At 45.5% G+C, this 22376-nt stretch carries 17 protein-coding genes; 6 read left to right on the forward strand and 11 right to left on the reverse strand.

Annotated features, from left to right (window positions below):
* A partial coding sequence (rlmD, locus tag AC06L3_RS03890; protein WP_475669307.1) for a 23S rRNA (uracil(1939)-C(5))-methyltransferase RlmD occupies positions 1–1429 on the reverse strand: 1429 nt, incomplete at its 3' end.
* A 62-nt stretch (positions 1430–1491) separates the two neighbouring features.
* Here rlmD and AC06L3_RS03895 point away from each other — a divergent pair.
* From AC06L3_RS03895 to AC06L3_RS03915, 5 genes are all read left to right on the forward strand, one after another.
* Positions 1492–2760, forward strand: coding sequence for a carboxypeptidase-like regulatory domain-containing protein (locus tag AC06L3_RS03895; protein WP_475669308.1), 1269 nt, complete (start codon positions 1492–1494; stop codon positions 2758–2760).
* Between the two features lie 13 nt (positions 2761–2773).
* Positions 2774–4087: a replication-associated recombination protein A gene (locus tag AC06L3_RS03900; protein WP_475669309.1), complete on the forward strand. Its 1314-nt coding sequence runs from the start codon at positions 2774–2776 to the stop codon at positions 4085–4087.
* A gap of 80 nt (positions 4088–4167) precedes the next feature.
* On the forward strand, positions 4168–4977 hold the full coding sequence (gene kdsA, locus AC06L3_RS03905) for a 3-deoxy-8-phosphooctulonate synthase (protein ID WP_475669310.1): 810 nt from the start codon (positions 4168–4170) through the stop codon (positions 4975–4977).
* 52 nt (positions 4978–5029) lie between these two features.
* Positions 5030–6940: a PIG-L family deacetylase gene (locus tag AC06L3_RS03910; protein WP_475669311.1), complete on the forward strand. Its 1911-nt coding sequence runs from the start codon at positions 5030–5032 to the stop codon at positions 6938–6940.
* 77 nt (positions 6941–7017) lie between these two features.
* On the forward strand, positions 7018–7710 hold the full coding sequence (locus tag AC06L3_RS03915; protein ID WP_475669312.1) for a carbohydrate-binding family 9-like protein: 693 nt from the start codon (positions 7018–7020) through the stop codon (positions 7708–7710).
* A 3-nt stretch (positions 7711–7713) separates the two neighbouring features.
* Here the strand turns inward: AC06L3_RS03915 and tamL are convergent, their stop codons facing one another.
* Positions 7714–10008 carry a translocation and assembly module lipoprotein TamL gene (tamL, locus tag AC06L3_RS03920; protein ID WP_475669313.1) on the reverse strand — a complete coding sequence of 765 codons (2295 nt, stop codon included), beginning with the start codon at positions 10006–10008 and terminating at the stop codon, positions 7714–7716.
* A gap of 102 nt (positions 10009–10110) precedes the next feature.
* On the opposite strand from tamL, the gene AC06L3_RS03925 reads away from it, so the two are divergent.
* Entirely contained in the window at positions 10111–10860 is a 750-nt protein-coding gene (locus AC06L3_RS03925) for a TrmH family RNA methyltransferase (protein WP_475669314.1), read from the forward strand.
* 18 nt (positions 10861–10878) lie between these two features.
* Here the strand turns inward: AC06L3_RS03925 and AC06L3_RS03930 are convergent, their stop codons facing one another.
* The 9 genes from AC06L3_RS03930 to AC06L3_RS03970 form a co-directional block, all read right to left on the reverse strand.
* Complete coding sequence (locus AC06L3_RS03930) at positions 10879–11673, reverse strand: endonuclease/exonuclease/phosphatase family protein (RefSeq protein ID WP_475669315.1); 795 nt, start codon at positions 11671–11673, stop codon at positions 10879–10881.
* A complete protein-coding gene (gene rlmB / locus AC06L3_RS03935) occupies positions 11666–12409 on the reverse strand; it encodes a 23S rRNA (guanosine(2251)-2'-O)-methyltransferase RlmB (protein ID WP_475669316.1) in 744 nt (247 codons plus the stop codon). The genes AC06L3_RS03930 and rlmB overlap by 8 nt, the downstream gene beginning before the upstream one ends.
* A 15-nt stretch (positions 12410–12424) precedes the next feature.
* Entirely contained in the window at positions 12425–14386 is a 1962-nt protein-coding gene (abc-f, locus tag AC06L3_RS03940) for a ribosomal protection-like ABC-F family protein (RefSeq protein WP_475669317.1), read from the reverse strand.
* The gene (gene tatC / locus AC06L3_RS03945) at positions 14383–15171 is read right to left on the reverse strand and encodes a twin-arginine translocase subunit TatC (protein ID WP_475669318.1); all 789 of its coding nucleotides are present in this window, start codon (positions 15169–15171) and stop codon (positions 14383–14385) included. Before tatC ends, abc-f begins: the two co-directional genes overlap by 4 nt.
* A 2-nt stretch (positions 15172–15173) precedes the next feature.
* Positions 15174–15407: a Sec-independent protein translocase subunit TatA/TatB gene (locus tag AC06L3_RS03950; RefSeq protein ID WP_475669319.1), complete on the reverse strand. Its 234-nt coding sequence runs from the start codon at positions 15405–15407 to the stop codon at positions 15174–15176.
* Between the two features lie 62 nt (positions 15408–15469).
* On the reverse strand, positions 15470–17992 hold the full coding sequence (locus tag AC06L3_RS03955) for a calcium-translocating P-type ATPase, PMCA-type (RefSeq protein WP_475669320.1): 2523 nt from the start codon (positions 17990–17992) through the stop codon (positions 15470–15472).
* 61 nt (positions 17993–18053) lie between these two features.
* Positions 18054–20756 carry a valine--tRNA ligase gene (locus AC06L3_RS03960; protein ID WP_475669321.1) on the reverse strand — a complete coding sequence of 901 codons (2703 nt, stop codon included), beginning with the start codon at positions 20754–20756 and terminating at the stop codon, positions 18054–18056.
* A 129-nt stretch (positions 20757–20885) separates the two neighbouring features.
* A complete protein-coding gene (locus AC06L3_RS03965) occupies positions 20886–21794 on the reverse strand; it encodes a phosphodiester glycosidase family protein (RefSeq protein ID WP_475669322.1) in 909 nt (302 codons plus the stop codon).
* Positions 21772–22146: a LytTR family transcriptional regulator DNA-binding domain-containing protein gene (locus AC06L3_RS03970; protein ID WP_475669323.1), complete on the reverse strand. Its 375-nt coding sequence runs from the start codon at positions 22144–22146 to the stop codon at positions 21772–21774. Before AC06L3_RS03970 ends, AC06L3_RS03965 begins: the two co-directional genes overlap by 23 nt.
* Positions 22147–22376 lie beyond the last annotated feature (230 nt).

Here is a 22376-nt window from a genome sequence, read left to right on the forward strand (position 1 = left end):
CGTGAACCGTATGCGGGAACATATCCACGGGCTGAATTCGCACAATTCTGTATTTCTGTGATAGAACTTCAAGGTCTCTGGCCTGTGATGCCGGGTTGCAGCTCACGTAAACCATAAGCGGTGCGGCGGTTTCAAGCAGCACCTTTGCCACGTCAGGATGTATGCCCGCTCTTGGAGGATCCAGCACAACAATGTCAGGCGTACCGTGTTCCTTTATGAATTCAGGAACAAGTATGTCCTTCATATCGCCGGCAATGAATTCAGCATTGCCTATATTGTTGTCCCGAGCATTGACTTTTGCGTCTTCAATAGCTTCCGGAACATATTCAATTCCAATGACTTTTTCAGCCATGTGAGACAGGAACAGACCTATTGTTCCAGTACCTGTATATAAGTCGTAAACAACCGGCTTGGAGTCTTTTGTATAATTATCCTTGATTGCCTGTCTTACAATGCTGTACAATCTGTAGGCCTGATCGGAGTTTGTCTGGTAGAAGGACTTTGGGCCTATCTTGAAGCACAAATTCTCCATCTTTTCGTAAACCGCATCGTTTCCGCTGTAAACAACGCAAGGCAGGTCTCCGAGCGCATCATTGCACTTGGGGTTAAGGCAGTACTGCAAGGAAGTTATTTGAGGATATTTTACCCTGATGGCTTCGAGAAGTTCAAGAGCTTCGGCCTTTGGAGTGAACTTCGAGTCGGAGCAGTTCTTTATAGCATCGGGTCCGAACACAACCAGCAGCATGATTTCTCCTGTGCTGGTGATTCGTATCATAAGGTTGCGCATGAAACCCACCTGATTCCGCAAATCATAGAAACTCAGTCCGTTATCTATGGCATACTGCTTTATGAAAAGCCTTATTTCATTTGAGGGTTCACGCTGAAGATGGCATTTCTTCAAATCCAGCACTTTGTCGAACAGGCCGCTTATGTGGAAGCCTACGCCAAGTTTTTCACTATCGCTGAGTGAGTCTGCTTCTTCCTTGTTCTCAACCCATCGCCGGTTGGAGAAGGTATATTCAAGTTTGTTGCGGTAACAGGTAATTTTCTCCGAGCCAAGGGTTGGTTCAACGCCGGACTCGGGGATTTCAAGGTGACCTATCCTCACGAACTGATCAACAACCTGCTGCCTCTTGTTTTCAAGCTGCATAGGGTATGGAAGAATCTCCCAGGAGCAGCCACCGCAGGTTCCGAAATGCTCGCAGAAAGGCTCGAGATGATTCGGAGATTTCTCAACGATCTTTGTGACATATCCCTGCATGTATTTCTTCTTGTCCTTGCATACCATCACGTTAACCACATCACCTGGAACGCATTGTGGAACGAAAAGAGCCTTGCCGTCTATGTGTGCAACCGCATTGCCTTCTGCTGCAATACCTTCAATCAGAACGTTCTCCAACTCAAAGTTTTTCTTCTTGTGCCTGCTCATTATAATAGTTTTTCAATTATGCAAAGATAAGTTATATTTGTACAATATATAATCTGATGGCCATGAAACGGATTATTCTTATTCTTGCAATGCTTCTTTGCATCCTGAATCTGTATTCTCAGGAGCCGACTGGATTTGTTCAGATAGCCGGAAAAGTGCTTGTGAATGGAAATTCCAAACCTCTGCATTTTGCTTCAGTGACACTTGCAGGCACCAACATATCCAATGTCACAAACTCAGAAGGCATTTTTACACTCAAGATTCCTGCATCATACGCTGAAAGCGGGCACGTTATTGTAAGCCACCTGGGATATGCAGAAACAGTTCTGAAAATATCAGATTTCAAGGATTATACAACATCTGAGAAACCTCTGAAAATAAATATTATACCTGTAAACTACATTCTTGATCCTGCAATTGTGAGCGCTCACGATCCGCTGGAGATGCTCAAGGCCGCAATCATGAAGATCAAGGATAATTACGCCAATGAGAATATTGGAATGGTAGCTTTCTACAGGGAGATGGTAAAGAAGGGTAGTAGGTATCTTGCTATGAATGAGGCTATTATGGATATAAACAAGGCTTCCTACAGTTCTTTCCACGGCGATAGGGCAGGAATATACAAAGGCCGCGGCAGCAAGAACTACGATTCCACTGATACACTTTTCATAAAGTACGTTGGTGGCCTTGGCGCGCTTCTGGAGATTGACAATGTAAAGAATCCTTTTGCCGGTGTTCCAATTGATGAGCTGGGACTATGTTATGAGTTCAGGAACGCTGCTCCTCAGATGCTCGGTAACAGATTCTTCCACGTTATTGAATTTACAAAGAAGCCTTATGTGGAGGACATCCTTATGCGAGGTAAGATTTTCATTGACAGTGAAACACTTGCAATCGGCCGTACCGAGATGGCCATAAATGTTGAAGGCCGTGACGATGCGGTTTCCATTTTCATACTCAAGCGTCCGCCACAGACCAGGATTGAAGTAATGAGCGCTAAGTATGTAGTAAACTACAGGATGAGCGGCGGCAAGTGGTATTACGAATATGCAAAGTCCGAAGTCAGGTTTGCAACAAGAAAGAAACGTTCGTTGTTCAGAAACACTTTTACCGTAACTTCTGAGATTGCCGTAACTGATTTCAAACCTGGTGTGATCACCATTAACAACGATGCCAGAATCAAATTCAGGGACTATATGACTGAGAAGGTTGAAGCGTTCACCGATGAGAATTTCTGGGAGAACTACAATATCATCGAGCCTGACCAGTCGATTGAGAAAATCATAAAGAAGATTGTAAAACAGCTTAATAAGCACAATATAGAAAATTAACACAATTTATATTATGTTAAATACAAATATTCCTCTTGCCGAACGTATGCGTCCAACCTGCCTCGATGATTATCTTGGTCAGGAACATCTTGTTGGCCAGGGAGGAATAATCAGGAACATGATTGAATCCGGACGTCTCTCCAGTTTCATTCTTTGGGGACCTCCGGGTGTTGGCAAGACAACTCTGGCTCAGATAATCGCTCACTCTCTGGATCTTCCTTTCCATTCCTTGTCGGCTGTAAGTTCCGGTGTCAAGGATGTCCGTGAGATCATTGACAAGTGCCGCAAAAGCAATCTGTTCAACACTAACAAGGCGGTTCTTTTCATTGATGAGATTCACCGTTTCAGCAAGTCGCAGCAGGACGCTTTGCTCGGGGCTGTTGAGGACGGAACTTTCACTTTGATAGGCGCAACCACGGAAAACCCTAGTTTTGAGGTGATTACTCCCCTCTTGAGCCGTGCTCAGGTGTATGTTCTCAAGGAACTCAGCGCTGAAAATCTTAAATCGCTGGCTGTCAATGCTCTTACCAAGGACGAGTATATCAAGCAGTTCAATATTGTTATCAAGGATTATGAACTTCTTTTACGTTTTTCCGGTGGCGATGCCCGCAAACTGCTGAATATCATTGACTTGATAGTGGCCTCAACTCCATCGCACAAGCTTCCGTTGAAAACTGATATTGAATGTACAGCGCTTGAAATCACCAACTCGTTGGTTGAAAGCATTTTGCAGAAGAACATAGCCACTTATGACAAGAACGGCGAGCAGCATTACGATATCATTTCAGCTTTCATCAAGAGCATGCGCGGCTCTGACCCTAATGGTGCTGTGTACTGGCTCGCGCGTATGATTGAAGGCGGCGAGGACCCTCTTTTCATTGCCCGCAGAATGGTCATTCTTGCCAGCGAGGACATTGGTCTGGCCAATCCGAACGCCCTCCTGCTAGCCAACGCCTGCTTCCAGACAGTTCAGAACATTGGTATGCCCGAAGGCCGCATCCCGCTCTCTGAAACAGCCATTTACCTTGCCACCTCCCCTAAGAGCAACAGCGCCTACATGGCGATAGATACAGCGCTTTCCGTAGTCAGAAAGCAAGGCGCACAGCCGGTTCCGCTTCACTTGAGGAACGCTCCTACCAAGCTTATGGAGGAACTTGGTTATGCTAAGGATTACAAGTACGCGCACGCTTTCGAGGGCAATTTCGTGGATCAGGAATTCCTTCCGGAGAAACTGAAATGCACAAGGTTCTACGAACCTGGTAACAATGTCAAGGAGAAGCAGATAGAGCAGCGTTTGCAGCAGCTCTGGCCTAAGTACAAATATTAAAATAGTATCATTTTTAAATTAAAATACCTGTTTATTCGCATATTATTGCTAAATTTGCAGCGCAAATACAAACATATAGTATGCTTCAAATAAACAATCTGAAAGACTACGGCAACAATATGTTTTTCCTGCTTGCCGGTCCTTGTGTGATAGAAGGCGAGGAAATTACTTTTTCAATTGCCAGAAGACTCAAGGAAATCACTTCCAGACTGCAGATTCCATTCATTTTCAAGGCTTCATACAGAAAGGCCAACCGTTCAAGACGTGATTCTTTCACCGGTATTGGTGACAGGGAGGGTTTGGAAATCCTCAAAAGGATCAGGGAGGAACTGCAGATACCTGTTGTTACAGACATTCATTCCGCTCCAGAGGCTGCACAGGCCGCTGAGTATGGTATTGACGTTCTTCAGATTCCTGCATTCCTTTGCCGTCAGACAGATCTGCTTGAAGCAGCCGCTGCTACAGGCAAATATGTGAATATCAAGAAGGGGCAGTTCCTCTCCCCTGCCGCAATGAAGTTCGCTGCGGAGAAAGTTGCCGCCAGCAATTCAAAGATAATGCTTACCGAGCGTGGAAGCCAGTTCGGATATTATGATCTGGTTGTGGATTACAGAGGAATTCCGCAGATGCAGTCCTTTGGATATCCTGTTGTTCTGGATATCACGCATTCATTGCAGCAGCCAAATACTGGCAGCGGTGTTACAGGAGGTCTCCCACAGCTTATTTCAACCGTTGCCAAGGCAGGTATCGCCGCAGGTGCGGATGGTATTTTCATGGAGACGCATCCTAATCCTGCCCAGGCCAAGTCAGACGGTGCGAACATGCTTCAGCTTGACAAGGTTGAGGAGTTGCTCGAATCTCTCATAAGGATTCGCAAGGCCGTGATCTGAACCATCGCTGTAGAATATAGAAAAAGAGTATGGAGTTAAAATTAAACATAATATGAATCTTTCATCAGATTTTTCAAGAAGGTATGAGAAGGCGCCTGTAAGCATTTTCAAGGATCAGGTGGAGCCTTCACAGATTGTTGTTGATGACATCATCCAGATGGCATACGCAAAGGGCAAGCTCGGGAAGAAGCTCGTGCTTGCACTTTCCGCTTCATCGGGTTGTGTCCAGGTTTATGAGGACCTTGTAAAGGCTTATAAGGATGGCAGACTGAGTTTCAAGAACATTGAAGTCTTCACCATGGACGAGTACTATCCTCTCGACAGGAACGAACTTCAGAGCCATTACAGATTCTTCAAGGAGTATCTCTTCGATCAGGTTGACATTCCTGCAGAGAACATACATTGCATCAATTCTGAGAAAATGGATGATGTTGATTCATACTGCAATGGATATGAGCAGGAGATTCACAATGCAGGTGGAATTGATATTGTAATCACTACCGGAATGGCTATGAACGAGCCTGGTTCACCATACAACTCACGTACCAGACAGATCACTCTCAACCACACAACAAGAGTTGCTGCCGCATCTGACTTCTTTGCTACGGAAAACGTTCCTTACCACGCTATCACAATGGGTATAGGAACAATTCTCGATGCATCCAAGATTTATTTCATGGCATGGGGCGAGGGCAAGGCTTCAATGATCAAGAAACTTGTTGAAGGTGATGTTATAGACCAGATGCCTTCATCATATCTTCAGACCCATAAATCCCTGAACATTTTCATTGACGAGGCAGCTTCCGTATCTCTTACAAGAATAGATACTCCTTGGCTCACAGGCAAGTGCGAGTGGACAGATTATCTTACAAGAAAGGCTGTGTTCTGGCTCTGCAAGAAACTTGGCAAACCAATACTCAAACTTACCGACAGGGACTATAACGACAACGGAATGAGCGAGCTCATCACCCAGCGCGGTGTTCTTGCAAGTGAGATCAATATCAAGGTGTTCAACGATCTTCAGCATACTATCAGCGGATGGCCTGGTGGAAAACCTAATGCAGACGATTCAACAAGGCCTGTGAAGTCAAAACCATTCCCTAAGAGAGTTATCGTGTTCTCTCCACATCCTGATGATGATGTGATTTCAATGGGTGGTACAGTTGCACGTCTTTCTTCACAGGGACACGAACTCCACATGGCATACGAGGTTTCAGGAAACATTGCTGTTTTTGACCACGATGTTGTAAGGTATCTCGATTTCATACGTGAGAGCTGTGACATTTACGGTTACGATGTAAAGAAGGCCGAGGATGTTTACGAGGAAGTCAAGAAGGAACTCAAGAAGAAACATCCGGGCGAGGCCGATCCAATGGATGTACGCCACATAAAGACTGTCATCAGACGCGGTGAGGCAAGAGCAGCCTGCAGATATCTCGGCATCCCTGAGGAGAGAGTGCATTTTCTCGAGCTGCCTTTCTACGAGACAGGTGGCGTGAAGAAGAATCCTCTTGGAAGAGCGGATGTTGACGTTGTAAAGAAACTTATCAAGGACGTTCAGCCTCATCAGATTTTTGCGGCAGGCGACCTTTCAGATCCTCACGGAACACACAGAGTATGCTTCATGGCTGTTCTCCAGGCCTGGAGGGAACTCCGCGCCGAGGGCAATGACTGGATCAAGGACTGCCACGTATGGATGTACAGAGGCGCTTGGCAGGAATGGGATGTTGCAGAGGCCGAGATGGCAGTTCCACTTTCACCTGAGGAAGTTACCATCAAGCGTGAGGCAATCTTCAAGCACCAGTCACAGAAGGACAGACCTTTGTTCCCGGGTTCAGATCCACGCGAATTCTGGCAGAGAGCCGAGGACAGGAACCGTAACACCGCCATCCTTTATGACAAGCTTGGAATGGCTGAATATCAGGCAATGGAGCTCTTCGTAAAGTATAAATTCGAGGACTGATGATGCGTAATATATTTTCAACAATCATAATCTTGTGCCTTGCTTTTTCAAGCCGGGCACAAGTCGTTTCAAGCAATATGGAAAACATAAGCAGAAAAGCAACAGCTTACGAACTCAAGTTCAACAGCAGCAAACCTTCCTGGGAGGAGATTGATGCGGCATTTGAAAAGGCCAACACTCCCTTCTACCCTATTGACCATGCTCAATGGCCTGACAGAAACTCCGGCTATAATCCGTTTTCAGCCTTCAGGATTGCTTATTCAGATCAAAACAGGGAAATATACATTCAGTATAGGGTTGCTGAGAAATGCGTGCGCGCCACATTCGGAGAGGATGTTGTAGCTCAGCCTTGGACAGACAGCTGCCTTGAATTCTTCTGCATTCCCGGCAACGATCAGATGTATTACAATCTTGAACTCAACTGTATTGGAATCGGTATACTTGGAAGCGGTGTTGACAGAAAGAACAGAGTGCGTGCAGAAAAGGAAACACTCGCACTTATCAGAAGGCATTCAAGTCTTGGAAGCGAGCCTTTTGGAGACAAGGAGGCCAAAGGTACTCTCATTGAATACACAATGACTGTGGCCATTCCTTACGAAGCGTATTTCAGAAGCGAAGTCAAGCCGCTGAAGGGAAGAAGCATAAGAGCGAACTTCTACCATTGCGGTGACAACACAGCATATCCACATTATTTGAGCTGGAATCCAATCCTGCTTGAGAAACCGAATTTCCACACTCCTGAATTCTTCGGAAGCGTAGAGTTCAAATAGTTGTCAGAAAGGATAGCCAATGCCGAACTGTAAGGCATTCTGGCCTTTAGCGAACCAGTCAGAGACCCCCATCCAACGGTCTTTGCCTGGTTCGTATATTTTAAAGCCCCAGTCAAGTCTGAGAATGGCGAACTTCAGGTTCAAGCGGAGCCCGAGACCCCAGTCACATGCTATCTGCCTGTAGAATGTATCGAATCTGAAAACTCCTTTCTGGGCCTCCTCCGTATCTTCTGTGTTCTTGTCCCAGTTCCAGACGTTTCCGGCATCTGCGAACAACGCACCTTCCAGCACCCAGACTATAGGGAACCTGTATTCCGCATTCAGTTCCAGCCTTGCATCACCTGTCTGGCTAGGAATACTGAATGTTGTATCAAGCTGTGCTGCACCCGGGCCAACAGATCTTGCAGACCACCCTCTAAGACTGTATGCACCACCTGCCCAGAATCTTTTTTCAAATGGAAGAGTGTTGCTGTTGCCATATCCGGTACCGGCTCCTACAAGAACTCGCAAGGCAAACTGCTGATTGTCATTATGTCCGAAGCGAAGAGTTCTGGCGTATGATATTTCAGTCTTGAAGTACTGTGCGTATGGTGTTTCAAAGATAAGTTTTTTACCTTCTTCATCGCTTTTCATCAAAGATCTGAATGCACTCACAATGTTTCCGCTCAAATCATTGAGGATTCTTATATAATGATAGCTGCGTTTCTGGTTTGCCGAAGGATTGGAATTGTACAGTATGCTTGATGTCATACCAAGATCAAAGTGATCCATATATGAATCCCTGAGGAACGGATCCTTCAGTTTCTCCATGAATTCATCGGATATGTTGTACATCTTTGTTATACGTGCGGACAGGGGATTGAAGGCAAACTGGAACTTCCTGCTTTTTGACATCCAGGTATAACCGTATGAAAGTGAAAGAAGCATACGGGTGTATTCAGGCCTGTACTGGAAATCGTGAGAGAATGCCAGCTCGCTTCTAGGCTGAACCACGCGCATGTTCCAGCTCTTGGGAAGAAGAACAAAGTCCGGGAATGACAGGTTTATAGCATCAGCAAACTCGTTGGAGTGAATGTTGTTGTGCGTGTGGAACTGAAAGTCACCCATTACGGAAACCGTAAGTTTCTCACCTCCCTTGAATATGTTCTTGTGGTAGTATGAAATGTTAGGACTTATACCAAGAAGTCCGTTGGAGTTCACAGATGCCTGCAGATTTAGCTTGTAGCCTTGCAGAGGCGATGAATTCAACTCGAACTTCGTATCCACAGTAGAGGAATCACGATTGGTCAAAGTTGCGTTCACCGAAGAGAAAACACCCAGATCCGTGAAACTTTTATATGAACTTGAAACGTCTGCATCTGAATATATGTCACCTTCATTCATCCTGATATATCTGTCAATCACAGAGCGTCTTATCAACACAGGCGATTTGTAGTGCAGGTGCAGTCCCCTGTAGTTCTCATTGTCCATGTCCGTTGTGTCTGAAACCACAGGACCTGTGTTGCTGTTGTTCTTGTTGATTATTACATCAATCCGGCCGAATGCGTGCCTTTTGTGGTTTATGGCATTTTCTTCCGATTCGTTCCTGGTATAATTCTTGAGATGCACTTCAAGGCTTGCGTGCCCGTCATAGCTCAAGGTATCTGCAATGAATGAGAAATGATTCTTTGTAACCGAGAAATAGCCGTTGTCCCTGAGAGCCTGCGCAAGATTCTCTGAAATGCTTTCCAGCGATGATTCTGAAAGAAAGCTTCCCTTGGGAATGTATTCATCAAGACCGAGCCTGTAGAAATCATCCTTAATAGTACCATCGGGGACAAAATATTCAACACTGTCAATCACATAATGCTTTCCAAGAGTAATATTGTACGTTACGCTGGTCTTCCTATTCTTTGTGACCACTTCCGTGTCAACTCTTGAATCGAACAGACCTTCATATTTCAGATGGTCTTTGAGATTGTTCACGGACTGTTCAACCAGTTCAGCATCGTAAATTGCGGGAGCACTGGCATTCTTGTCAATGAATCTGTCCCATCCGCCACCCTTGCCGTTCTTTTTATAATAAAGATTCACAGATGGATTCCAGCCTAGAATATAACCGGTGTTAGGCTTTTGTTTCAGATATTGAAACAGTTCAACGGTGTTGTATCTGCTTGAATTGGTTACATTTATGTAGTTGGCTCTCAGAATTGACTCATTCTCTTTAAGATTCTTTGTAACACTGCATGAAAACAGACATGCAATGACCATCATTACGGCCGCTGACTTCAAACTCCTGTGGAAACGCTCTTTTTTCATGCTCAAATGCCTGCACAACAATTCTAAATTACAAATTTAACCAAATCATTTGATAAATGACTGCCACATGCCTATTTTTGCACAAACTTATAATTGCAGGCCATGGCCGTTACATTGAGCGCAAAGCAGATAAAATTCATTAAATCCCTTTCACAGAAAAAATTCAGGGATGAATATTCCTTGTTTGTTGTTGAAGGAGAGAAACTTGTGAATGAAGCGCTTGCTTCCGATTACAAGGTAAGGGATGTTTACAGAATCTCTGAGATAGGAGAAAATTCAATGAGCAGAATCAGTTCCTTGAGCAGCCCCTCCCCTGCCCTGGCCATTGTTGAAAAGAAGGACTGGTCTTCATTTTCCTTATCTTCCACCCTTGATAGTTCATCAAACAGGTCCGACTTCCTCTGTATGGGCCTTGACGGGATATCCGATCCTGGTAATATGGGAACTATCATCAGAACTGCGGACTGGTTCGGCCTTGATTACATATTTGCAAACGAAGGAAGCGTTGACATTTACAATCCAAAATGCATCCAGGCCACAATGGGAGCCATTTTCCGCAAGAAAATCATTTACACGAATCTATGCGATGTGGCAGACACATTTGCCAGTCACAAGTTACCGGTATGGGGCACACTTCTTAACGGTGAGAACATATACAGTAAAATTGAAAAGGCCCCTAAAAGAGGCCTTATCATAATGGGTAATGAATCAAACGGTATTTCTCAGGAATTGAGGGCAAGGATTACGGACAGTATTCTTATTCCTACCTATCCTCAGGATGCTGTTTCTAGCGAATCCCTCAATGTGGCAACTGCCACCGCCATAGTCTGCGCCCTGTTCAGACAAACATAGTACTAATATCGGACCAAACTAAAATTCAAGGACCGCTTTTATAGGGTAGTGGTCTGAAATGAAAGGTTTTCCCGCGTATTGTCTGGTGATAGTCCTGAACCGTCTGCATTTCCTGAAGCCTTTGTACCAGATGAAATCAATGTTTGAAGCAGTTCTCCCCCAGTCATTGAACGAAGCCTTGCTGTCTTTCCTGCAGGCCTGAGTCCTTGAATTGGACATGGAAGCTATGATAGGTTGTAACTCAGGACTTTCTACGGTACAGTTGAAATCCCCGGCAATGACCACAGGCAGCTTCTCCTTATTCATTTCCTCCACCTGCGATAGTATAAGTTCAAGACCTTTCTCCCTCGCCTTTACTCCAAGGTGGTCAAGATGCGTGTTCACAATGAAGAAAATCTCTCCGCTTTTCCTGATTTTCATCTTTGCCCAGGTAGCGGTTCTGGGATAGGCCCCGTCCCATCCCAGAGAAAACCTGTCAGGAGTGTCTGAGAGCCAGAATGTACCCCAGTCCAGACATTCGAATCTGTCTTTCCTGTAGAACATTGTCATGTGTTCGCCTTTTGTGCCATGTGAGTCAGGTGCTATACCAATTACCTGATATTCAGCAATGCAGGACTGCTCTATGTAACGCATCTGATCTTCCATGCCTTCCTGTATCGTAAGGAAATCAGGCTTCTGGTCCTCAATCATTGCAATTGTGGCCGGTTTTCTGTTTTCCCAGGAATTCGCACCATCAGGAGCCCCTCCAACCCGTATGTTGAAGGATATCACGCTTATCGCGGTGAATATGGCTATAAGAAAAGTGTTAAGCATTGCGGCGCTGGCGGACTACCTCGTACATTACTATTGCGGACGCTACACTCACATTAAGGCTACCAATGCCGCCTGCCATAGGAATTGCGGCAATCTCGTCTGAAAGCTTGAGAGCAGAATCGGAAACTCCGTTATGCTCATCGCCCATTACTATCGCCACAGGTTTGGAGAAATCCACATCGTAAATGAGTTTGCTGCCCTTTTCAGATGCGCTGACTATGGTATATTCCCTTTCCTTCAGATAATAAAGTGCGGTCCTGATATTAGGTACCTTGCAAACGTTAAGTCTCAGAAGCGCGCCGGCCGAAGTCTTTATTGAATCAGGTGTGATTGAAGCGCCGCCCTTTGCAGGAAGAATGATTGACTTGAATCCTGCGCATTCGGCACTTCTGGCAATTGCTCCGAAATTTCGTACGTCGCTTACACCATCGAGTACAAGAATAAGACCTCCGTTTGATGTTGCGTACTCAACCGCCTGTTCCAGTGTAGAATACTCAATTGAAGGCAGCTGTGCAATCACACCCTGATGGCGGGCCTTGGTTATTCTGTCGAGTCTCTGGACTGGCACGAACTGGAAAGCTATGCCCTTGCTCTGCATCAGGCTCAGAAGCTGCCTGAAACTCTCGCCTTCAAGTCCGCTCTTGAGATAAACCTTGTCAATGTTCTTGCCTGCGTTGATTGCTTCAAGCACAGGATGCATTCCATATATGTAATTAACCTTTTCCTGATTTTCCATATTGTATTGATTTTTTTATGCTAGTGAACTCCATTCGTCCATCTTTCTGTCCAGCCTGTTCTTAATTTCCTCATACTGGACTGAAAGTTTCATGAGATTGTCGGGCTTTGCATCGCCTTCAAGCTCCTTCTCGATTGCAGCCAACTGTTCCTCCATTGAAGCAATCTCCTCTTCAAGCTTGGCGATTTTCTGTTTTTTCCTGTTCTCTATCCTGGCAAGTTCCTTCTGCTCTGCGTACGAAAGCTTTGGAGCCTTAGGTGTTGACTGTTGTGTATTCTGCTGTGATTCAGTGTTTTTTGCAGTTGCTTTTACAGGTGCTTCAGGCACGCTTGCTTTCACCTCCGCTCTTTCCAGCTCGTGCATGTTGTCGAGCCTCTTGCGCGCCAGGAAGTCGTTCACGCCTCCGAGATGTTCCTTGACTCTGCCGTCCTTGAACTCGTAAATCTTGTTAACAAGTCCGTCGAGGAAATCACGGTCATGCGATACTATCACCAGTGTACCGTCATAAGCCATAAGTGCCTGCTTGATAATGTCCTTGCTCAGCAGGTCCATATGATTGGTAGGCTCGTCGAGCGCCAGAAGGTTGTGAGGTCTGAGCATGAGCTTTGCCATGGCAAGCCTTGCCTTCTCACCGCCGCTGAGCACGGCCACTTTCTTGTCAATGTCCTCGCCCTTGAAAAGGAATGCCGCCAGAATGTCCCTGAGCTTTGTCCTTATATCGCCAACGGCTATCTGGTCAAGCGTATCGTAAACTGTGATGTTCTTGTCAAGTATATCGTCCTGATTCTGTGCGTAATATCCAAGATCAACATTGAACCCCACCGTTGCCTCTCCGTCAAAAGGGAAAAGTTCCTTGCAGAGCACGCGCATCATTGTTGTCTTTCCCTCTCCGTTCCTTCCAACGAAAGCAACCTTCTCCCCTCTTTCAATGATCATATTGGAATTCCTGAGAATCACCTTGTTGGGATATCCTATCTCTGCGTCAGTGACCTTGAAGACAACCTGACCGCTTCTTGGTGCAGGTGGGAACTTGATTGCCAGCTTGGAGAGGTCCTCCTGATCAATCTCAATCCGTTCAATCTTCTCCAGCTGCTTTATCCGGCTCTGGACCTGATTGCTCTTTGTAGGTTTGTATCTGAACCTTTCAATGAACTCCTCGGTCTTGTCAATCATGCGCTGCTGGTTCTCGAACGCAGCCTTCTGCTGGCTCATCCTTTCAGCGCGGAGTATCTTGTATCGTGAGTATGGAACCTTGTAATCGTAGATCTTGCCGCACATTATCTCAACGGTGCGGTTTGTTACGTTGTCAAGGAACTTGCGGTCGTGGGAAATGAGCAAGATGCTGCCCTTGAAGTCTTTCAGATATGACTCGAACCACTCTATGGATTCTATGTCAAGGTGATTGGTAGGCTCGTCAAGGAGCAGAACCGATGGTTTCCTGAGCAGTATCTTGGCAAGCTCTATTCGCATGTTCCAGCCCTGGGAGAACTCCCTGGTAGGTCTGTTGAACTCATCTTTCTTGAATCCGAGGCCCAGCAATATCCTCTCAACCTGTGACTCAACAGGCTCGCTTTCCTCCAGCGCAACAAGCTCATTGAGTTCATTGAGCCTTACAATCAATTTATTGTATTCCGCACTCTGATAGTCAGTTCTGGTTGCCAGCTGCTCCCCTATCTCATCTATCTGCCTGTGGGCTTCCTTGAGCTCTGAGAAGGCTGTGAGAGTCTCCTCATACACACTCTTGTCCTTGGCATGCTCCATTATCTGAGGAAGATATCCCAGTTTACACCCCGATGGTATGGTAACAATTCCTGAAGTCGGATGGTTTATGCCCATTATTATCTTGAGCATGGTTGACTTACCTGCACCGTTCTTGCCAACAAGTCCAATCCTGTCCGCATCATTGATGTGGAAGTTCACATCCTTGAACAGGTCAAAGCCGCCGAAACTTACTGTAAGGTCGTTTATTGATATCATTCCTGAATTCTTGGTTTGCAGACAACAATGCTGAGTTCATACAATGCGTACAAAGGCAGTCCAACGGCCATCAGGGTGAATGGATCTCCCGATGGAGTGATGAGGGCCGCCACCACCATGAGGATTACAAAGGCGTGCCTTCTGTACTTCTTGAGGAACGACCTGTGAAGAATGCCCAACTTGCCAAGAATAGCTGCCAGTGAAGGCATTTCAAAGACAATGCCTATCACCAGTATCAACCATACGAACATGTTTATGTATGACTGCAGTGATATGGTGTTCTGGATTGTTTCGCTTACCTGATATGTTCCGAGAAAACGTATTGTCAGAGGGAAAATAAGGAAATATCCTACAAGAAGACCAATGTAGAACAGGATTCCTGCAAAAGCGAAAGCTCCGGTAACAGCCTTTCTTTCATTCTCATAGAGCGCCGGTTTCACGAACAGCCACAATTGATATACAACGTAAGGTACAGTGAGAACAAGCGCAAAGTAGAACGATGTTGAAATGTGAATGAAGAACTGGGCTGCCATGTCTATATTTATGATTTCCAGATGGAATTCATCCAGAAGAGGCAGCCCCATCAAGGCAAGAACCTTGTCCATGAGGCGGTACAAGGGGAAGCTGCCGTTAGTTGGAGCCAGTATAATATTGTCGAACAGAAAATTCTTGAAAGAGAAGACCACTGCCATGACTACAACCACGGCAACAGCACTCCTGAAGAGCACTTTACGCAGCTCATCAAGATGCTCCCAGAAGGTCATCTGCTTTTCTTCGTCAGCCACTTTTATTTGTTCTCGTCCTTTTTATATGACTCTTCCTTGGCGTCCTTGTTGTATGATGTTTCTGAATTGATATCGTTCTCGATACCCTTTACGCCGTCCTTGAAACTCTTCACACCTTTGCCTATGCCTTTCATAAGCTCAGGAATTTTCCTTCCACCGAACAACAGAAGAACAATGAGGGCGATGATTATTATTTCACCCGTACCAAGGTTTCCTAAAAACAATAAAGTCTTCATATCTGATTGAATTAATTTTTCTAAACTTCAAATATACGCAAGAATAAGGATAATTGCAATTGTCAGCTTTTCTGGAAAAGACGCATGGCCTCTCCGAACAGCAGGACAAACAGAGTTCCATAGATAATGCGCAGCCATATCCTTATTCCCAACGGGCTGGTCCTGAAGAAATCCCCTCCGAATTCCACAATGAGAATCTGGCAGACAAGTATGATTGCAGCCACAATCACGAACCACCAGTTACTGTCAAGTTTGTGGAACGGTGACTTGATGCAGTTGCCCAAGGTACGTGCATTGAACATGTTCCAGAATCCGAGCATCACAAAGATTGTGAAGAAGACCGTGAGCTTTTTCAGTACCAGTATTTCATTCGGATCATTCATGTCAATGTCAAGAAGTACGTGCATCAAGATGATTATTGAAACAAGCCCCTCTCCTGCAATGTTGGCAAGCATTTTCCAGTTTATGATGAAACTGTTGAGTGACCGCGGACTCTTGAGCATGACCTTGTCGGTTGCAGCATCACCTGCAAGAGCCAGAGCAGCAAAGGTATCCATGATAAGGTTCACCCAGAGCATCTGTGTTACTGTGAGCGGGAAGTCTATTCCAATGAATGGACCAATGAGGGCTATCGTGAGCGCCACGAAGTTTATGGTAAGCTGGAACTGCAGGAACTTCTGTATGTTCAGATAATTGGTCCTGCCCCATTTTATGGCGTTGACTATGCTTGAGAAAGAATCATCCAGCAGTACTATGTCGGATGCCTCCTTGGCAACGTAAGTGCCGCTTCCCATTGCAAGGCCTACATCGGCGTAATTGAGAGCAGGAGCATCGTTGGTTCCATCGCCGGTGACTGCTACAACTTCTCCGTTGCGTTGAAGTGCCCTTACTAGTTTCAATTTGTCTTCAGGTGTGGCGCGGTACATGACTTTAAGGTCACGCGCCATTTCCTGAGCGGATTCATTATCGAGTCTGCTGAAACCTGCACCATCAATGACCTTTCCTGTGTCATCCATCAAATAGCTCTGCCGCGCAATCTCAAGGGCTGTCTCCTTGTTGTCGCCTGTAACCATTATGACCCTTACTCCTGCCTGGTCGCAGACAGCCATCGCCTGTGGAACATCCTTTCTTATAGGGTCCTCAATGGCGCAGAAACCATCGTAAGTCAATGAGTTGGCTTTACATATTTCAATGAAAGCTTCAAGTCCGTTTTCAATTGAAGGCAGCTGGATTTCCGATGAAAGTCTGCAAGAGGCAAAGGCTATGGTCCGCATTCCCTTTGAAGCAAATTCCTGGTATTCTTCGAATCTTTCCTTGTTCTGCGCTGCACAGAATTTTGTGATGACTTCCGGTGCGCCTTTTACAAGCAGAAGTTCATTGCCTTCGTATTCTACAACTGAGGCCATGAATTTTGTCCTTGAAGAGAATGGTATTCTGGAAACAAGCCTTGAGAGGCTGAGCATATCCCTGTGTTTGATACCTTTGGATTCGCTGTGATTGATCAGCGCCAGTTCGGTTGGGCTTCCCACGCCGTCAATTGCACTGCAGTTCAGAAGGAAATGAATGCTCTCCATTTCTTCCTCAAGATTGGAATATGAGAGAGCCATCCTGTTCTGTGTAAGGGTTCCGGTTTTGTCCGTACATATTACAGTAGCCGCTCCTATCGTCTGGCAGGCGTGAAGTTTCCTTACAAGCATGTTCTCCCGGGCCATCTTCTTCATGCTGTATGCAAGTGACAGGGTCACACTCATAGGAAGGCCTTCAGGAACCGCAACTACAATGATAGTTATTGCTATCATAAGGAAGCCAAGAACTATGGAGGCAGTTTCCCAGGTGAAACTCAATGACATCTCGCCGAATATCAAGGAACGTACAACAAGTGTAACAAACAGTACGGCCGATACGGCGAAACCTACCTTTCCTATTAATGAACCCAGGGAATCAAGCTGTTTCTGAAGCGGAGTTACATTCCCTGTATGCTCCATGGCCTTGCGGGCTGTATTGCCGAGTGTGGAAGCATCACCTATATGCTCCACGAGTGCAACTCCGTTGCCGTGCATTACAATTGTACCGTTATACAGAGTCTCTCCTTCATCCTTGTGTGCAGGCTTGCTTTCTCCATTGAATGTTGATTCATTGAGATAGAGCTCCAGGCTTTCAAGGACCTTGCAGTCTGCTGGAACCAGGTCACCGGATTCAAGCATCAGTATGTCTCCGGGAACCAGTTCGGTTTTAGGAATTGAATGTGCAATGCCGTTGCGAATGACCTTTACAGGACTTTCCTCGTTGATTTTATTCAGTATGTCAAACTCCTTTCCGGCTTCATATTCATTTATGAACGCAATGAAGGTTGAAAGGAATATTGCCAGCAAAATGCCAATGCTTTCAAGAATGTGTCCTGTGAATATTCCACTGATTATTGAAAGAATTGCAGCAAGAATGAGGAGTTTTATGATAGGGTCAGAGAACTTTTCCAAATAAAGACTCCACCAGGATTTCCTGGCAGCCGGAGTCATGCGGTTGAAGCCGTACTTCTTGCGTGCATTCTCCACTTCTTTATCTGTCAAGCCTTTATATTCTTGCATCGTTTTACATTAAAAAAGCTGCCGCTATTCAATGTTTTTTGAAAGGCGGCAGCAGGTGTCCTTATTTGCTTAAAGCGGCAAGTCTTGCGTTAAGGGTCTCAAGCTTTGAAAGTGCATCGCTCTCTTTCTTCTTCTCAATGGCAACCACATTTGCCGGTGCCTTTGAAACGAACTTTTCATTGGAGAGTTTTGCCCTCACGCCTGCAAGGAACTTTGTATAGTAGGCAATGTCCTCGTTTATCTTTGCTAGTTCCTGCTCAACGTTTATATGACCTTCAAGAGGAACGTAGAACTCCATGGTTCCTACAAGGAATGTCTGGCCGTTGATTTCACCGAAATCCTTTACGTAAGAAATCTCGCTGATGTTTGCAAGTTTCCTTATTACAGGAGCAAAACGGTTTGACTCGAATTCCTTGGCGGAAAGTTTCAGAGCCTCCTTTGGAGAAATGTTCTTGCTCTGCCTTATGTTCCTTACATTCATTATGACTTCCGAAGCAACTGCGAACTGAGATAAAAGATCTTCGTTGCAGTCCAGTGCCTTTGGAAGCTGCTGGTTCATGATTGTTTCACCCTCTGCCCTTTCCTCAAGGTTATGCCACAATTCTTCAGTAATGAATGGCATGAACGGATGCAGAAGCTTGAGAAGTGAATCAAAGAATCCAAGTGAAGCCTTGTATGTTGCACCATCTATCTTCTCTCCGTATGCTGGTTTCACAATCTCAAGATACATTGCGCAGAAATCATCCCAGAACAATTTGTACAGACTCATTATTGCATCGTTCAAGCGGAACTTGCCAAAGCAGTCGTCCATGAAGCTTATGGTCTTGTTCAGCAGATTGTTGAACCACTCGATTGCAAGTGCGCTGTGTTCCGGCTGTGCAATGGCATCATCACTCTCCCATCCTTTCACAAGCCTGTATGCGTTCCATATCTTGTTGGCAAAGTTACGGCCCTGCTCAACCTGACTTTCGTCAAATAGAATGTCGTTTCCAGCTGATGTGCAGAGAAGGATACCAAGACGTACGCCGTCCGCACCGTACTGCTCAATAAGCTTGATAGGATCCGGTGAGTTGCCAAGCTGCTTGCTCATCTTGCGGCCGAGCTTGTCACGTACAATACCTGTGAAATATACATTGCTGAAAGGAACGTCCTTCATATACTCCTCTCCTGCCATTATCATTCTTGCTACCCAGAAGAATATGATATCAGGTCCTGTTACAAGATCACAGGTTGGATAGTAGTATTTGATTTCCTTGTTATCAGGGTCGTTGATTCCGTTGAAAAGGCTTATAGGCCAGAGCCAGCTTGAGAACCAGGTGTCAAGGGCGTCCTCGTCACGCTTGAGATCTTCTGCCTTGATGTTTTCATAGCCTGCTATCTTTCTGGCTTCTACGAGAGCTTCTTCAAGTGATTCTGCAACTACGTATCTCTCTTCTTCACCATCGCCGGTTGGAAGGAAATATGCTGGAATCCTGTGTCCCCACCAGAGCTGCCTGCTGATGCACCAGTCCTGGATGTTCTCCAGCCAGTTCCTGTAGGTGGTTACGTATTTGTTAGGGTGGAACTTGATCTTGCCTTCAAGTACAGGTGGAAGAGCTATGTCTGCGAAATGCTTCATGCTCAGGAACCACTGCTTGCAAAGTCTTGGCTCAACGGCTGTGTCAGGGTTGCGCTCCGAATATCCAACCTTGTTATCGTAGTCCTCTACCTTCTCCATAAGCCCTGCGTCTGCAAGGTCCCTGGTAATCTGCTTACGGACATCCATCCTGTCCATTCCAATGTAAAGGCCTGCAGCCTCGCAGAGTGTGCCATCGGGGTTGAAGATGTCTATGGTTTCAAGATTGTGTGTCTTTCCAAGAGCATAGTCGTTCACATCGTGTGCAGGGGTTACCTTCAAACAGCCTGTACCGAACTCAATGTCAACATAGCGGTCCTCGATTACAGGAATCACCCTGCCAACCAGAGGTACTATAACCTTATGGCCTCTGAGCCACTGGTTCTTAGGATCCTTAGGGTTGATGCACATTGCTGTATCACCCATGATGGTTTCAGGACGGGTTGTGGCTACAACTGCGTAGTAACCTTTGTCATCCTTATGGAGAACTTCACCTTCTGCTCCCGTTGGTTTTACAGGATTCTCCTGAGCATCAGCTACATAGTAGCGCAGATAGTAAAGTTTTGATTTTTCATTCTTATAAACTACTTCCTCTGTTGAAAGCACTGTCTGGGCCTTTGGATCCCAGTTTACCATTCTTAAACCGCGATAGATAAGTCCCTTCCTGTAAAGGTCAACGAACACCTTGAGTACGGATTCGCTTCTTACTTCATCCATTGTAAAGGCAGTGCGGTCCCAATCGCAACTTGCACCAAGTCTGCGCAACTGTTTGAGAATGATGCCTCCATGTTCCTCCTTCCATTCCCATGCATATTTGAGGAACTGCTCGCGGGTGAGGTCACGTTTCTTGATTCCCTGCTGTGCAAGACGGTTAACAACCTTTGCCTCTGTTGCAATTGAAGCATGGTCTGTACCGGGAACCCAGAGGGCGTTCTTGCCTGTCATACGTGCGCGCCTTATGAGCACGTCCTGGATTGTGTTGTTCAGCATGTGCCCCATGTGAAGCACACCGGTAACGTTTGGTGGTGGAATAACTATAGTGTAAGGCTGTCTGGCGTCCGGTTCTGAGTGAAAGAATTTTTTATCAACCCAATATTCATACCATTTGTCCTCAACTTCTGCCGGACTGTACTTTGCAGGAATCTCCATAGTATTTGCAGTAATTTAATTGTTCAATTCAATAATGTAATCAAGGAAAACCTTCCTCAATAAACTGCAAATATACTTATTTCTCCTGATATTCCCCTCAGAAACTTTTGCAAGCCTGTTTGGAGTCAGTTATTGCTTGAACCAGACGATATAATTGGTATATCTTGCTTCTTTTCTCCATTTATTGTTGAGACGATGATATTCTCCGTTACGTTCGCGCATGAATGCATTGGACTGGCTGCCAACAAGATATACTGCGTTATCAACTCCAAGGTCAACCAGGGCCTGTGCAAAATCGTGCATTGATTCCTTGCTCGTGGTGAAAACAACAAATACCTCCTCTCCCCTGCTGCATACCGCCTTTCTTATTGCTTTTCCTTTAGGTTCGTTCTCAACAAGAACTCCATTGTTAACAAGTGGATACTGTCTGAAGAAGTAGCCGTCTTTTTCAGTAGCCTCTTCGAACAGAGGTGAATTCTCAGACACGCCTATTGTGATTTTCCCATCAATGATTGATACATAACCCTTCTTTGAAAGTCCCCAGCACAATGGCTGGCCGGCAAGAACGTATGCTCCTGTAATCTTGTGATTGTCAGCGCGTATGTCAGCAGCTTGCGCGGCAAAGAGTATGTTCCGGTCATTCCTGTCCAGGCGACCAACAGCCAGTTTCGGCTCTGCGTTGTGAGGTATGTATATATCCAGAACTATGTCATTGATTTCCTTGGCAATGTGCTCGATATAAGCCTCACCATTGTCAGGATAGCTTCCCAGAGGCTTCTTGGGCTCAACTGGTTTAATTTCCTCCACCTGCGATAGTGTATCAACTGCTTTAACGCTGATTTCTGGCTTGTTGTCACATCTGGATATGCAGATAATAACTATCGTGGTACATAATAGAACAAATGCAATAAGCTTCCAGAGCCAATTGTTCCCATTGCCTCCGGAGCCGCCTTTGTCCTGTTGCTTTGGCAGGCCCAGAACTTGCAGTTCATCATCTCCTATTTTGTCATCAATGTCAATCATTATCCTCTTTATCAAGTGATTCAATATATTTCTTCAGTTTGCCAAGAACTTCCTTGGAAGCTGAGAGTTCATGATAATTTCCCCTGAAATCGGAGAGTATCAGTTCTTGCTTTGCAATGTCAATGAAGTATATGTACTGTGTATTGACAATAAGGCCTCTTCCTAAACGCAGGAATTCCATTCCTTCATCGCCCAGCTGATTGCTGATTGCGTCTCCAATCTGCCCGAGCTGGTAAGTGACAAGACGTGACTTTCCGTCTGTGGTAACCACATTGGAATAGTTGCCGTCCGATGAAACGTACATAAGGCAGTCCGCCGGCACTCTCAGAAGTTCGGTTCCTCTTGATATGATAATTCTTTTTGTCACGGAACAGTTCTTATAATGCAAAATTACGAATTATTATCCGCCTTGAGCAAACAACAATCCGCAATGTATGAAATGTTTGAATAATGGTAACTACTCAGGTACCCCTGACCTGATTTAAAACTGAGGGAAGCGCGGGGCTTTCGCCACCCTGATATAACTTTTTCAAAAATTTTTCATCACTTTGCATACTCGACTTTCAACCCGTTGAAAATCAGCCGATTATTGCTATT

The organism is Candidatus Egerieousia sp. (assembly GCF_056211015.1).